We start from the raw sequence: 15,520 nt of genomic DNA, 5'->3' as shown, positions 1-15,520 counted from the left end.
AATTTAACTCAAGCGTCGCCCAATCATCGACCTCTATTGCTTATATAGGATTTAAACATCAGATAGATGGCTCAATCCATTTTGTTATTTCATCATATACGCCACTTGTTGTTCATGCTTAATGATAAATCCGGCTACCTTGTGCTTTAAATTCTTTTGCTTTTTCTTGCATGCCCTCTAATTGATCCTTATGTGCATCTCGAATATTGTGTGAAATACGCATTGAACAGAATTTTGGGCCACACATACTACAGAAGTGTGCGACTTTAGCAGATTCTGCTGGCAATGTTTCATCATGATAGGATCTCGCACGTTCAGGATCTAAAGACAAATTGAATTGGTCAACCCATCGAAATTCGAATCGCGCTTTACTGATTGCATCGTCACGTTCTGTAGCCCCTGGTAAGCCTTTTGCAAGGTCTGCGGCATGTGCTGCAATTTTATATGTCACTACACCTTCACGCACATCTTCTTTATTAGGCAACCCCAAATGTTCTTTCGGCGTCACGTAACATAACATGGCTGTCCCATGACTCGCAATCTGTGCTGCCCCAATTGCAGAAGTGATATGATCATATGCAGGGGCAATATCAGTGGTAAGGGGTCCTAAAGTATAAAACGGTGCTTCTTTACAGTAAAAATCAGCGAGCTCTTGGTTCTCTCTAATTTTATGCATCGGGATATGCCCTGGTCCTTCAATCATTACTTGGACATCGTGTGCCCAAGCGATTTCAGTCAATTCACCTAGTGTCTTTAATTCAGCGATTTGACTTTCATCATTGGCATCATAAATAGAGCCCGGTCTTAAGCCATCCCCTAAAGAAACTGCGATATCATATTGGTTTAGAATTTGACAAATCTCATCAAAATGCGTATATAAAAAGCTTTCTTCATGATGTGCTAGACACCATTGTGCCATAATTGAGCCCCCACGAGAAATGATTCCCGTTAAACGATTAACAGTCAATGGAATATAGCGCAATAATACACCTGCGTGAATTGTAAAGTAATCTACACCTTGTTCAGCTTGCTCAATTAATGTATCTCGATACACTTCCCATGTTAAATCTTCTGCAACACCATTTACCTTTTCTAACGCTTGATAGATTGGCACTGTTCCAACTGGCACCGGAGAATTACGAATCAAATATTCACGTGTCGCATGAATATTTTTACCTGTCGATAAGTCCATAATCGTATCCGCACCCCAATGTGTTGCCCATACGAGCTTTTCAATTTCTGCTTCAATAGAAGAAGACACTGCAGAGTTCCCTATGTTTGCATTAATTTTAACTTGGAAATTTTTACCAATAATCATCGGTTCAGACTCTGGATGATTGACATTATTTGGAATAATCGCCCGACCTTTAGCAATTTCGTCTCTTACAAATTCTGGACTGACATTTTCACGACATGCAACAAATTTCATCTCTTTCGTAATCCATCCTTTTTTAGCATAATGCATTTGGGTAACTTGATAACCCGCTTTTGCTCTTCTAGGTTGATATTGAAAAGGATGTGTCACTAAATTTTGATGCGACGCTGTCTTAAAACCATTATCAATCGATTGCACACGGCGTCCTTCATAATGTTCAACATCATGACGTGCTTCAATCCAGTTGTCACGCAATGCAGGAATTCCTTTCGTAACATCGACTTCGTAATGATCATCATGGTAAGGGCCTGCTGTATCATACACCACGATTGGGTCATTGTGACGTACTTCCGCGTCCATGATTGTGTCAGATAACTGAATTTTACGGAAGGGGACGTGGATATCGGGATCTACTCCTTCCTTGTAAATACGCTGACTTGCCGGAAAATTTTTCTTCAATTCAATTTGTTCTTGTTTCATTCCCTTTGCCTCCTAATATATGCTCGAGGCCTTTAATTCAACTGAAAACCAAAGAAAATGCGCACTCTAGAAAAATTGAGTGCGCATTAAAGAAACGAATATATTATGAAGTGGTAGGCGCTCTGAGATGGCTCGTTTCATTATGAAAGACAAACCAAAATAGACAGCTTTTCAAAAACCACTTTATCTTAAAATCATTTCGTTTGCTTCCCTACGCTAGTATGATCTAGATCAGGTTCAAAGGGTTGAGGCTTGCACCTCTTTCAGCTTATTAAAGCACCCCTAGCAAGTTCATATTTAAGTTTTGCAAATTTATCGTAACATTAAAAATGTAAAATGACAATTCAACTTATAAAATTGCTATTTTTCATATGCGTATCGTTGGACCGATTTATTTAAAAACAAAACTCAAATTATAAAATCGGTGATACTAATTTGGCAATCGATTGCTTAAATTTAACCCAATTTGAACGTTGTTCATATCGTTCAGGTGTTAATTGTTTAGAGACTTTTAAATCTTCTTTAAATGCAGAAATCAATGATTTAGCAATATCTTGATTGTAAATCAACGCATTCACTTCAAAATTCAATTTAAAGCTTCGCGCATCCATATTAGCAGAACCGACGGACGCCACTTCTCCATCGATAACCATCATTTTAGAATGAATAAAGCCATTTTCGTACGTGTAGACATTGACACCTTCATACATTAACAATGCAACCGTTGTCAATGTCGCCCAATGAACGAAAGGTTGGTCTGGTTTATTCGGAATCATTAGATGAATATCGACACCTGATTTTGCAGCAATTCTCAACGCATTTACGAAGCCCACATCAGGGACAAAGTAAGGCGACTGCATATAAATGGTAGACTTCGCATTCATAATCATTTTTAAATATGCGAATTCGAGTTGTGGCCAATCTCTGTTCGGTCCACTTAGACCTAACTGCATAGCAACTTGGCCATCTTTTCGTGCATTTTCTGGGAAATAACGTTCACTATAATCAAGTTGATATTCATCAGCAACTTGTGAGTTCCAATCGTGAATGAAACCAAGTTGTAACGCATCTACACCATCGCCTTGTATACGTAGATGCGTATCACGCCAGTAACCCATTTTTTCATCTAAACCTAAATATTCATCCCCTACATTAAAGCCACCCACATAACCGATATCGCCATCGATGACTACGTTTTTGCGGTGATTCCGATTATTGACGCGAAAGTTAACGAAAGGAATAATTTTCGCATGGAAAAACGCTTCAACCTCTACGCCTGCTTCAGTTAAATCTTTTAATTTTGACTTTCTTAACTGTTTTGAACCTACCGCATCATATAGAAGTTTGACTTCAAGCCCTTCCTTCGCTTTATCTTTTAAGATTTCAAGAATAGACTTACCAAGACCATCTAAATTCAAAATATAAAATTCCATGTGTATATAGGTTTTGGCTGCTTTTAAATCTTGCTTCATCTTTTCAAAAAGTGCATGTCCATCAGTAAACGTCTTCACATGATTATTTTCACTCAAAAAACTTACTTCACGTGTCAACATCATTTCTACTAAGTCAGATTGCTTCTCCACGACAGGATTTTCCGTTTTAAAAGTGTGATCAATGAACTGCTGCTTTTGATTTTTGACGCGCGTTCGCGCATCCTCGATTTCTTTTCCTTGTTCATAACGTGAGCTTTTCAATCTTACTGCTCGCCCGAAAAATAAATACAGCAAGAAACCGAATATCGGCATAATAAATAATAACAACAGCCAAGCCCATGTCGCTGTTGCTTCTCGTCGATCCCGCTCTAAAAAGATAATAAACAATGCTAAAACAACATTTATCAGAAAAAAAGCACCTGATACAATTCTATATATCATATTGACGTTCGGATCAAATATGAGTTGCAATGGTGGCTCCCCCTTATCTATTTTTGAATGTCATCATTATAACGCAATTATTGTTTTTTAGCATTTAACTGAATAATGAATAAATTAAACCAAATAAATTATGACAAAAATTTTCCATTTTAAATTCATTTGGGATAAACTAAAAGAAATCATCAAAGGAGGTTTTATAATGAGCTATATCGATTATATCCCGTCTAAAGATGGAACAAAACTTTATGCTAAAATCACACGCGCAGAAAGACTTTTTGATTTTGAACTACCAGATGATGAAACGCTTGATGAACAAATTAATGTCATTATTGTTCATGGCTTAGCTGAACATTTAGACCGTTATGATAAAATTACTGACTTTTTAGTTTCAAATTCTATCAATGTCATTCGCTATGATCAACGTGGACATGGACGTTCTGAAGGTAAACAAACATACTATGATCATAAAGATCAAATTATAGAAGACTTAGATGCAGTCGTTCAATATGTAAAAGACAACTTCGGTAATAAAATATACTTAATCGGCCACAGCATGGGCGGTTACAATGTTGCCTTTTATGGTACACGCTACCCTGGACGTGTGAACGGTATTATAACTTCTGGCGGTGTCACTCGAGATAACAATCGTTTCTTTGAAGAAGCATACGGCGATAGACAAACACCTCCAGATTCGTACGTTCCAAATGTTTTATCAGAAGGCATTTGCTCTGATCTCAATGTGGTTAGAGATTATATCCACGATGCACTCGTTCCAAATGAAATTTCGATGGGTCTTGCATATGCCGTTGTGGATGGTGTTATCGAACTTAAAGAAAACCCAGACGCATTTGTAGATGATGTTTTGATTTTACACGGTCAAGCGGATCCTATCGTTAATCCAAAAGATTCGTTACAATTTTATGATGAGATTGCTTCACAACATAAAGCTATACGTATCTATTCAGACTTACAACATGAAATTTTTAATGAATCTAGCTACAATGAACTTATTTTCCAAGACATCGTTCAATGGATTTACTTTACAGATGAACGCCAAGGCGGCACTACGTTTTAAACGATTACGCTTTAAACATCACGCATTTTTAAAATCGCTATACCATGCAAGCGAGCCAGAAGTAACATCACGTTACTTTCTGGCTCGTTTTTTATCAATCTCCCACTGTCTATCCTGACTTACAACACAAAAAGTAGCCCATCACTTGTCATTCCACGGCACGCGTTGTACATTGAACATAGTATAAGTCGTATTTATACAACTACTTCAATATAAGGAGAAATTTATGAAGCACGTTTACTTTAACCATGATGGCGGTGTAGATGATCTCATTTCACTGTTTTTACTTTTACAGATGGAGGATATTCAGTTAATCGGTGTCAGTGCGATTGGTGCAGATAGCTATGTTGAGCCTGCAGAGAGCGCCTCTCGTAAAATTATTAATCGGTTTTCTCGTTACCCTCTAGATGTCGCCGCTTCAGAAGAACGCGGTAAAAATCCATTTCCAAAAGACTGGCGTATGCATGCCTTTTTCATGGATGCCTTGCCTATCTTAAATGAACAGGTTCCTGTACAATCACAGTTAAGAACGGTTCCTGCATATCAAGATATCATCGAGCGTCTTGAAACTTCTGAGAGATCCGTGACGTTATTATTTACAGGACCTTTAACTGATTTAGCGAAAGCATTACAAACCGCACCTCATATTACTGAAAAAATTGAACGCCTCGTTTGGATGGGCGGCACATTTTTAGAACGTGGTAACGTCGAAGAACCTGAACATGATGGAACAGCAGAATGGAACGCATTTTGGGACCCAGAAGCGGTAAAAACCGTTTTTGATAGCGCCATTCCAATCGATATGGTCGCACTTGAAAGTACAAACCAAGTGCCACTAACACTCAATATCCGACAAATGTGGGCAGATGAACGTCACTATCCGGGTGTTGACTTCCTAGGCGTCAGCTATGCAGCTGTTCCACCTTTAACACATTTTCAAACGAATTCGACTTATTTTTTATGGGATGTTTTGACGACAGCTTATGTCGGTCAACCTTCACTTGTTAAAAAAGAGGAAGTAAAAGCTTCCGTTTATACAAAAGGGCCTAGCCAAGGTCGAACTTATTTAGATGAACAAAACGGACGTCTCATTCAAGTGATCAATCATGTTGAACATGATGCATTCTTTAAATACATTACAGAGCTTGCTAAAAAAGTCTAAATATATTGATGATCTAATACATTCACAATAATACGTCACGCCTGAGATATAATTTATTTTAGTTTACAAAAAAGCTTTTAATTCATTAAAAGAATTGTAGAGGTTGGGATTGCGCATATGCTGATATTGTGTGCTGCGCAATCCTTGTTATCTTTGACGATAGAAACTGAACAAAATACAAATGAATCCAATTATGTTTAAAAATGTTTTAAAAGTTTTATGATGATATTTGCCCTCTTTTAATCTTACTGCTCTCTTTTAATGGATACGTTTGATGATATAAAAAAGTGCTGATTACAATGCATAGTATCGGCAAAATCAATCCTAATATACGTATCCCCATTTGCGTTTCAAAACGCTGATGCTGGTTTGGAATAAAGTGAAATAGCGACATACCGGCACCAATCATGAGACCGGATAATGCATGTGACGCTTTAGTGACAAAGGTATACGTCGCAGTAATTAAACTATCGTGGCGTCGTCCAAATTGTATTTCCCCATCATCAATCACATCCGCGAGCATAATTGTCACCATACCTAGCATGAAACCCGTACCGATTCTAAGAACCATTCCTCCAAATAAAATCCATCCCAATTGATGCGGTGCTACAAAGCCTGAGTATAAAATCAAAACAAGACCGCTAATGATGAATAACATCGCACTATTAAACGCATTTTGACGGCCTACATGCCCTATCCAAAAAGGCAAACATACTAGCGCAAGCATTTCGATAAATATCACACTGTTAAAATATACAAAATATTGTTCAATATTGATGACATACTTGAAATAATAAATAAGTGTGCCATTAAGTAACTGCATGCCTAAATTAAAAAATAAGAGTAATCCCATCATAGCTAATAAAGCATGATGATGAAAAAGCATCTGTTTGATTTTATTAAAAGGTAATCGAGGAATCGGCTTAACTTTAACTGACTGATTTTCTGGAACACCTATGAGCGTCACACCAATTGTCACTACAAAAAGTACGCTACAAAAAAGTGCCACAATAAACATACCGACTGAAAGATGTCCATGACCTAAAATTTGACTCAAACGGTCAATCAAATACAACCCCCATGTTCCAATCATACAAGCAGCTAAACTCGCAAAAAAGCGTGGAATCACAGACATCTTCTCACGTTCTCGCGAATCTTGTGTCAAATTCGGTAGCCATGCCCAATAAGGAATATCCATCATCGTATAAGTCATCCCCCACAATACATACATCACTGACACATAAACATACATCATGAATTGAGGTAATTCAAAGTTCGTAAATAATAAGAGTGTAAACAGTGCATTTGTCGTTGTTCCTATCCCTAGCCATATTTTAAACTTGCCAAAGCGATGCTGCGTTCGATCGACCATCATCCCCATAAGTGGATCGTTGATGGCATCCCATATTCTTGCAATAAAAAAAAGAAACCCCACAAAAACGGGGGATAGTTTAATAATATCCGTCACATAAAACATAAAATAAATACTGACTAAATTAAATACAGCATCTTTACCGACGGCACCTACTCCAAATGATAATTTTTGACTTTTGGTTAATTGCACTTTCAAATTGAATCCCCTTTTTCAGTTTATAGGCAAAAGCATTAATAAAAATAGCATAATTCTTTCATCCGTTCCATTGCGCTATGATGCCACAATCAGTGATTATGCTTCCAAAAAAGAAGTAAGACCTGAACACGTAAAATCTACGTATTCTGTCTTACTTCATCTATAAGTTGAAAGTTATGATTCGATTAAAAACGAAACAATCCTATTTTTACATTCCTAATAATGATCGGATTGTCAGACCGACAATGACCGTCGTCGTAATTAAAAAGAATCCTGGAATTAAGAAACTCGTTACTTTTGTTGTACGTGTTTCATCAACATCGACAGCGAATAAAATCGTTGGTTGTGCAGGAATAACGAAGTTCACGTTTAATGTCTGTGCAATTGCAATAAAGAAAGTCGGTGGTATGCCTAGACTCAACACGATTGGCACGACAATAGATGCGGTCGCAGATTGAGAAATCACAATCATCGCCACTAAAGCAACAAGTATAATCATAAGCCAAGGCGCTTGTGAAATGAGACTCCCAATCCCATTTTCCATCATTTCTCGATTAGCAGGTGCACTAAAGATGGTAGCCCCTAACCAACCTGGCCCTAATACCGCAAAAATTGCACCAATTGCAGCTTGCGCAATATGTGTGGTTAAAATCTGATTCGGCTGAACTTTCACTAAAAGAAGATTAATCATTGCACTCGTATACATAAATAGTTGGACAAGATCGGTCATTTGTAAATGAACCGTTTTGCCGTCTACATGGAATGTAGGTCCGATTTTCGGAAAAATACCGAAAGTTAAAATACAGATGACTGCCAGTATAAATGTGAAGACACCCCATTTAACCCGTTTATCAAAAGTCTTAACCTCTTGTTTATCTTCAATAATCATTTGTTGTAACATCGTTTGCGCTTGCGCTTCACTTATTTTTGTTCGACCCACAAATGTATTAAAACAGCTGAGAATCAACATACTTATTAACGCCGTAGGTAAAACGATGGAGAGATATTGTCCCATTGTAATCCCTAGACCTGCAAACTCTGAAATCATATAGGCAGTTGCTGAAGCCGCTGGACTACATAATAATGCAATATTTGCTGTTAATACGGAAGCGGTAAGTGCCTTTTTAGGCTGGATGCGCGCTTTCAATGCTGTTTTAGCAATAATTGGTTCTAAAGATAACGCAATATTAGTTGTCCCAATACCAAACACAAATACAAAAACAATCATCGGTGCGATAAAGATAATTGATTTTGGAAAACGTTCAATCATTTTTGAAGCAAGTTGAACTAAATAATCAATCCCACCTGTTGCTTGAAGTGTACCGCCTGCAATCCCAATGGATAAAATAATCAGCACAGCTGTAACAGGTGCAGAACCTGGGGGTAAACCAAACCCAAAAATCATAATTAATTGGGCAAAAAGTGCAAAGATCCCACAACCCAATGCGCCTGCTGTTCGTAGGCCCAAAACAATTGCGAGTATCATAATCAATATTTCTATCGCAAAAAGAAGCATTCTTTTCTTCCTCTTTTCTAAATTTTCATGTGAATATTTTAGCATATTTAAATGAGCAGTTTAATATATAAATAAAGCGATAAATGGCTAAATTGTAACAATTGAAAAAATAAAAAGAGAACGTGAACAACGGTATCAAGTCGATAACGTCGTTCACGTTTTCTCATTTATTGTATTATTTACGTTGTAATAGGATGTTCTACTTCAAAGTTTGGATAAACTGACGAATTTCTTCTGACATTTCCTCATCTTTCAAAGCATACTGAATCGTCGTTTTGACAAAGCCAATTTTTTCACCGACATCAAAACGTTCCCCTTCAAAATCATAAGCAAAAACTTGTTCAGATTGATTCAAACGCTCAATCGCATCTGTTAATTGAATCTCTCCGCCTGCACCTGTTTCTTGATTTTCAAGATAATCAAAAATGTCTGGTGTTAGCACATATCTTCCCATAATCGCTAAATTTGATGGTGCTGTACCTGGCGCTGGTTTTTCCACAAATTTTGTCACTTCATATAAGCGATTGTCTTTTGATTTTGGATCAACAATCCCATAGCGGTGCGTTTCTTGTTCAGGCACTTCTTGAACACCAATGACAGATTTACCAGTGCGGTCGTACTCTTCAATCAATTGCTGAATAGCAGGCGTGTCAGATTCAACAATATCATCACCTAATAACACGGCAAAAGGTTCGTTTCCAATAAATTGTTTGGCTGTCCAAATTGCATGGCCTAAACCTTTTTGCTCTTTTTGGCGTACATAAAACATGTTCGCTAAATTTGTAGAATGACGCACTTTTTCCAATAACGCATCTTTACCTTTTTCAGCTAAGTTATTTTCTAATTCCAATTGGTGATCAAAATGGTCTTCAATCGCACGTTTATGTTTCCCTGTCACGATAATAATATCTTCAATGCCAGCACGTACCGCTTCTTCAACAATATATTGAATTGTTGGCTTATCTAATATCGGTAACATTTCTTTCGGCATCGCTTTAGTCGCAGGTAAAAAACGTGTACCTAACCCCGCCGCAGGAATAATCGCTTTTTTTACTTTTTTCATCCTCTTCACCTTCACTCATCTATGATTTAAATACAGATTCAAACTCTTCAACAGACTTTCGATCATAAACATCAAAATCAAGCTGTAATTACCCTTATATTCTGTTATATCTGATTTAAATGGACAGATCGTATGTACAATTCACATAAAAATGTTTCTTTCCACATGTAGCTATGCATTTATAAAGTTCTTTCAATGAACATAGCATCTAGCACTTATAAGTGAACGCAAAATGGAACTCAATATGGGTTCAATCATTTTAGCTAATATAATCTATACCTACTTTTAAAACTCTTTAATTAGAACAAATAAATTTAACACAATAATTATTCATTAAAAAAAGCACCTTTATACTTTTTATGAATATTGTATGTTTATTTTTTAGTTTCATCCTTTACTGTGCCTTTAATTGTACTTTTTGTATTATCAGTGACACGACCTGTAATCGAACCTGTTTGTTTTTCAGACATATTTTGCACCTCTTTTCTATAAAGTCAAATTAAAACGAATTATTTTAATTACAACATTATCCTTTAAAACAATCAAATCATATGGTTATTTAATCATATGCATTCAACATAATGCTCTACAATCTTAATAAAAATTGTTAAAATAGTTTTAATACATATATAAGGAAGAACGTCTCATGATGAAAAAATGGCTATGTTGCTTTGCGTTGCTTTTACTTTTTGGTTGTCAACAGGACACTTCACGATCTCAAGATGCACTCACTGTTTATTCACCCTACCCACAAGAATTAATTCGGCCACTTTTGAAAGATTTTGAACAGCAGTACGATGTGAAAGTAAATCTTATTGAAGGTTCAACACAAGTATTACTTTCAGATATTCATCGAACTCCGTTAGAAGCGCGAGGTGATGTGTTTGTGGGTGGCGTATTAAGCGAAACCATTGATCATTCAGATGATTTTGTCCCCTACCAAGTATCTGATGTAGACAAATTTCATGATTTTGAATCCAAAAATCATTTAGTTACGCCTTTTATGTTGATGCCTACAGTGATTGTTGTCAATAAAGATTTAATAGGGTCCATTCCGGTCAGAGGTTATGAAGATTTATTGCAACCTCCACTAAATGCACGTGTTGCTTATTCTAACCCTTATACCACTACGACAGGTTACCAACATATGCGCGCTTTATATCACTTACATCATAATACGCAAACAATTAAGCAGTTTCAGCACCATGCCGTGCAATTGGAAAAGTCTTCTCAAGTCGTAGAACAGGTCGCAAAGGGCCGTTATTATGCAGGCTTAAGCTATGAACTCGATGCTCGAAGATGGATGAAAAAAGGTTATCCATTAAAATTAGTCTACCCTACTGAGGGAACTGTGATTAATATAGATGGCATCGCACTCGTTCATAATGCACATCCAAATTCAAAAAGAGAAGCACTCGTCAAATATTTAACGGGTCGTGCAGTTCAAACCCGTTTAGCGCAAGAATTTGGTGTCAAACCGATTCGTAAAGACGTGGCAGAAGTTTCAGAAACAGGCACATTAAAACTTAAAGACATCCCTGCTATTTCTGAATACGAATTGCCTCATGACACACATCAAGCTTTTTTGGAGCGTTTAAAATGAAAACTTACAAACCTTACCGTCAACAATTACGTCGCTCTTTCTTTCTCTCAACGGTCATGCCCGTCTTTTTAGTAATGCTCATTGGCATCATCAGTTTCTATACGCTCTATATTTGGGTGGAGCATCGAACGGTACAACAGCACGTTAATCAAACACAACACGCCATTGTTCAAGCATCACAACAGACAGAATCAGATATTTCAAAATTGAAGACCACATTTAAAGAACTCAACACGAGCGACCCACAAGATTTGACGAAATTAAACCGTATATTATTTAAAATGATTCATGAACAATCCGGAACATTGTATTTTGTTGTGACACAACATCATAAACAAGTAACGACAAACAATTATGAAGACCAACGACTCAATACACTTTATCTGCTTAACACACATAACGTTACATTTAAAAATGGTCCTGCATCTATCCAAATATATTTAGCACAAACGCCACGTATCGATGAAATTTTAAAAGACTCTGGCCAATCTACAGTCATCGTTGATCGTTTTGATAACATTTTATTTACAAACTCTGAACACTTTCGTCTCGATGATAAATGGCAACCTCCTCAATTTGGTTTTATATCGGATGTAGTCAAAATCAATCAAAATGGCGATCGATTGATTCAATTTAAAAATATCCATGACACCTTAGAGGATGGAATCATACTGCTCATTATTATGGGACTTGTGTTGATTTTATTCATTTTATTTGGTCTGTTTAATGCACATAACATGGCGAAAAGACAAACTCAAGATATTGAAGCAATTATTCAACGGATTTACTATGCGAAAAATCGTCATCTCGGTCGCTATCAACCATTAGCACAGCCGAGTGAACTCGAAGAAATCAATACCTATATTTATGATTTGTTCGAATCGAATGAAAAATTGATACGCTCTATCGAAAATACGGAACAACGTTTACGTGAAATACAATTAAAAGAAATAGAGCGCCAGTTCCAACCGCATTTTCTGTTCAATACGATGCAAACAATTCAATATTTGATTACTCTATCCCCTCAACTCGCTCAACAAGTGGTGCAACAATTATCGCAAATGCTTCGTTATACGTTACGCGTAAAATCTGATTATGTCCAAATCAAAGATGAACTTGATTATATTCAACAATACGTCGCAATTCAGAATGTGCGATTTGATCATTTGATTAACTTAGAATTTGAAATTCAAAGTGATTTATATACAGCACAAATCGGTAAAATGATGATTCAGCCTTTAGTTGAAAATGCCATCAAACATGGCCGTACGGATGACAAACTTTTGATACGTATTCGCATCACTGAAAACAAACACGCACTTCGTGTCTTTGTTTCAGATAATGGACAAGGGATGTCTAAAGAAAAATGCAAAGAGGTAAGACATTCACTGAATGAAAGCGTGTTTGATACTGAACATTTGGGCTTAAATCATCTAAATCACAAAGCACGTATTCGTTACGGAGAACAAGCGCGATTACGTATTTTTTCAACACCTTATCAAGGCACCCTCATCGCTTATCAACTACCAAGGGAGGCGACATCTCATGTATAAAGTCGTGATTTGTGACGACGAAAGAATCATAAGAGAAGGGCTGAAACAAGCCATTCCGTGGAATGAATATCATTTTTCACATGTGTTACTAGCAAAAGATGGCATCGAAGGGTTATCACTGATTCGTGAATATCAACCAGAATTAGTGATTACCGACATTCGGATGCCGCGCATGGACGGTGTAAAATTGTTAGATGCGATTAAAGATTATGATTGTAAGAAGATTATTTTATCTAGTTATGATGATTTTGAATATATGAAAGCTGGCATTCAGCACCATGTCTTAGATTATCTATTAAAGCCTATTGACACTTCACAATTAACCCAATTATTAGCGCAATGGGCAACAGCATTCCAACCTGTACACCCTGCTGCACAATTAGAAGTTTTTCAACCATTGATGAAAGTTGAATATGGTGATTATTATGTTAATGTGATGATTCAACAAATACAGCAGCGTTTTCATCAAAAATGTCACGTTTCTGATCTAATCGCTCCCTTACCTGTAAGCGAATCTTATTTGATGCGTACATTTAAAGAGCATGTGGGTATTACAATTCTGGATTATTTAAATCGATACCGAATTTATCAATCACTTTCATTATTACAAAGCCAAAATAAACATTATGAAATTGCAGACAAAGTTGGTTTTTCAGAGTATAAAACATTCAGTTATCACTTTAAAAAGTATTTAAATATGACACCCAGCGAATACGCGAAACAACAGTAAAAGTATTCGTTTATCAAAAAAGAAAAGGCAACTCGATGTGTAGAAAGCCAAATTTAGCTTCTTTTAGTGATCGAGTTGCCTCTATTAATTTCATTTATAAATGTAAGCTTCTAATTTTCTTTTCTTCAAAATATGCGACAATACCAAGGAGTATAATACCAATAAATAACGCAGCGTAGAAAACGATAAATACGTCTGTCCATCCACTTAACGTATAACCAAAGACATTTAAACCGTTTCTTTCCGGGTCAGCAATGGCAGCTAAACCTACTTTAGCCATAGAATCGCCAAATAAATATGCAAAGGATCCCGTCATTCCATTTGCTACACTAATCGCATTTTTAGGGACAAATCCTGTTAACGATACACCAATTAACAATTGTGGACCGAAAATCAATGCGCCTAATGCAAAGAGTGACACGTTAACCATCGTTACACTTGTTGCATTCGTATAGAATAAGACCACGAACGTAATTAAGAACATACAGCCAATTGCGACGATAGCACGACGACCTTTTAACAAGTCAGAGATGTATCCCCATAATAAACTTGCGACAAGCGCACCCATTTCAAAATAGAATATTGTGTTAACTGCGTCTTCTTTTCCAAAATGCAATTGTTCAGAAACATAAAGTGGTGCCCAGTTATCAATACCGATCCGCACAATGTATACAAACACATTAGATACACATAAAATCCAGATAACCGGATTTTTCAAGATATACTTTTTGAAAATTTCCCATTTTGTCATACTTTGTGCGTCAATATTTTCTTGATCTACAGGTTCTTCCCAAATTTCTTCTGCACGATTCCATCCTAATTCTTCTGGATCATCTTTACCAATAAATAATGTGACAACACCAATAATTAACGCTATAACAGCTGGGAAAATAAACATTCCCACAACGCTACCATGGAAAAACATATTTGCGCCCCATAGTGCAAGCGCCCCTGCTATTGCACCACCGATATTATGTGACGTATTCCAAAAGCCGAGATAACGCCCTCGTTTAGTTCGCGGTGCCCATCTAGAAATCGTTGAGTAACTTGCAGGTCCACCGACGGATTGAAAAATACCGTTGAGTCCCCAAAGTACAATAAATAAACCTAAAACAGAACCAAAATAACTTAACACGAAGCCCATAATTAATACAGTTATCGCAGAAAGGATTAATAAAAATGAAATAATTTTTTTCGTGTTACGTCCATCAACAAAGTAACCTAATAGTGTTTTCCCTAGGCCATAAGTAATACTAAATGCTAATCCAATATAACCTAATTCTAATGTAGACAACCCGATTTCTTCTTTTAATAAAGGTTGAGCTGCTTTAAAGTTGTTTCGAATTAAGTACATAGCCATATATGCGAGAAATACGACGAAAAAGGCTTGTAAAAAGTTACGTAACCATAATTTTCGTTGCATCGATAACGGTATGCCTTTGTTAGGAATCTTTTTAATATCAAAAAAGTTCATGCCCTTCACCTCTTGTGTTCACTTTAAATTCACTATAGCACCAAC

The 15,520-nt window shown here is 36.6% G+C and carries 11 protein-coding genes and 1 riboswitch; of the genes, 5 read left to right on the top strand and 6 right to left on the bottom strand.

Annotated features, from left to right (window positions below; translation table 11 throughout):
- Positions 1 to 118: 118 nt before the first annotated feature.
- Positions 119 to 1,855, bottom strand: a complete 1,737-nt coding sequence (thiC, locus tag CD118_RS03590) for a phosphomethylpyrimidine synthase ThiC (RefSeq protein ID WP_103356266.1) — start codon at positions 1,853 to 1,855, stop codon at positions 119 to 121.
- A gap of 191 nt (positions 1,856 to 2,046) precedes the next feature.
- Positions 2,047 to 2,149, bottom strand: a riboswitch (TPP riboswitch).
- A gap of 119 nt (positions 2,150 to 2,268) precedes the next feature.
- The gene (cls, locus tag CD118_RS03585) at positions 2,269 to 3,759 is read right to left on the bottom strand and encodes a cardiolipin synthase (RefSeq protein ID WP_060829352.1); all 1,491 of its coding nucleotides are present in this window, start codon (positions 3,757 to 3,759) and stop codon (positions 2,269 to 2,271) included.
- Positions 3,760 to 3,928: 169 nt separating this feature from the next.
- Between cls and CD118_RS03580 the strand changes: the two genes are divergently transcribed.
- Positions 3,929 to 4,804, top strand: coding sequence for an alpha/beta hydrolase (locus tag CD118_RS03580; RefSeq protein ID WP_050329864.1), 876 nt, complete (start codon positions 3,929 to 3,931; stop codon positions 4,802 to 4,804).
- Between the two features lie 226 nt (positions 4,805 to 5,030).
- Entirely contained in the window at positions 5,031 to 5,966 is a 936-nt protein-coding gene (locus CD118_RS03575) for a nucleoside hydrolase (protein WP_060829350.1), read from the top strand.
- Between the two features lie 217 nt (positions 5,967 to 6,183).
- Here CD118_RS03575 and melB read toward each other — a convergent pair whose 3' ends face one another.
- The 3 genes from melB to galU all read right to left on the bottom strand — a co-directional run bounded on the left by melB (position 6,184) and on the right by galU (position 10,115).
- On the bottom strand, positions 6,184 to 7,536 hold the full coding sequence (melB, locus tag CD118_RS03570) for a melibiose:sodium transporter MelB (protein WP_103356265.1): 1,353 nt from the start codon (positions 7,534 to 7,536) through the stop codon (positions 6,184 to 6,186).
- A gap of 208 nt (positions 7,537 to 7,744) precedes the next feature.
- A complete protein-coding gene (locus CD118_RS03565) occupies positions 7,745 to 9,052 on the bottom strand; it encodes an anaerobic C4-dicarboxylate transporter family protein (protein WP_060829348.1) in 1,308 nt (435 codons plus the stop codon).
- 199 nt (positions 9,053 to 9,251) lie between these two features.
- Positions 9,252 to 10,115 carry a UTP--glucose-1-phosphate uridylyltransferase GalU gene (gene galU / locus CD118_RS03560; protein WP_103356264.1) on the bottom strand — a complete coding sequence of 288 codons (864 nt, stop codon included), beginning with the start codon at positions 10,113 to 10,115 and terminating at the stop codon, positions 9,252 to 9,254.
- A 649-nt stretch (positions 10,116 to 10,764) separates the two neighbouring features.
- Between galU and CD118_RS03555 the strand changes: the two genes are divergently transcribed.
- The 3 genes from CD118_RS03555 to CD118_RS03545 are packed head-to-tail and all read left to right on the top strand — an operon-like array spanning position 10,765 to position 14,001.
- Positions 10,765 to 11,718: an extracellular solute-binding protein gene (locus CD118_RS03555; protein ID WP_060830493.1), complete on the top strand. Its 954-nt coding sequence runs from the start codon at positions 10,765 to 10,767 to the stop codon at positions 11,716 to 11,718.
- Positions 11,715 to 13,271 carry a sensor histidine kinase gene (locus CD118_RS03550; RefSeq protein WP_060829345.1) on the top strand — a complete coding sequence of 519 codons (1,557 nt, stop codon included), beginning with the start codon at positions 11,715 to 11,717 and terminating at the stop codon, positions 13,269 to 13,271. The genes CD118_RS03555 and CD118_RS03550 overlap by 4 nt, the downstream gene beginning before the upstream one ends.
- Positions 13,264 to 14,001 carry a response regulator transcription factor gene (locus tag CD118_RS03545; RefSeq protein ID WP_016426019.1) on the top strand — a complete coding sequence of 246 codons (738 nt, stop codon included), beginning with the start codon at positions 13,264 to 13,266 and terminating at the stop codon, positions 13,999 to 14,001. The genes CD118_RS03550 and CD118_RS03545 overlap by 8 nt, the downstream gene beginning before the upstream one ends.
- Before the next feature lie 94 nt (positions 14,002 to 14,095).
- On the opposite strand, the gene uhpT is transcribed toward CD118_RS03545, so the two are convergent.
- The gene (gene uhpT / locus CD118_RS03540) at positions 14,096 to 15,475 is read right to left on the bottom strand and encodes a hexose-6-phosphate:phosphate antiporter (protein WP_016426018.1); all 1,380 of its coding nucleotides are present in this window, start codon (positions 15,473 to 15,475) and stop codon (positions 14,096 to 14,098) included.
- Between the last annotated feature and the right edge of the window lie 45 nt (positions 15,476 to 15,520).

The sequence above is a fragment of the Staphylococcus coagulans genome, assembly GCF_002901995.1.
In the GTDB taxonomy this organism is placed as follows: Bacteria; Bacillota; Bacilli; order Staphylococcales; family Staphylococcaceae; genus Staphylococcus; species Staphylococcus coagulans.
Note: the sequence above shows the minus strand (reverse complement) of the source record. Positions and strands in the feature narration are given on the sequence as shown.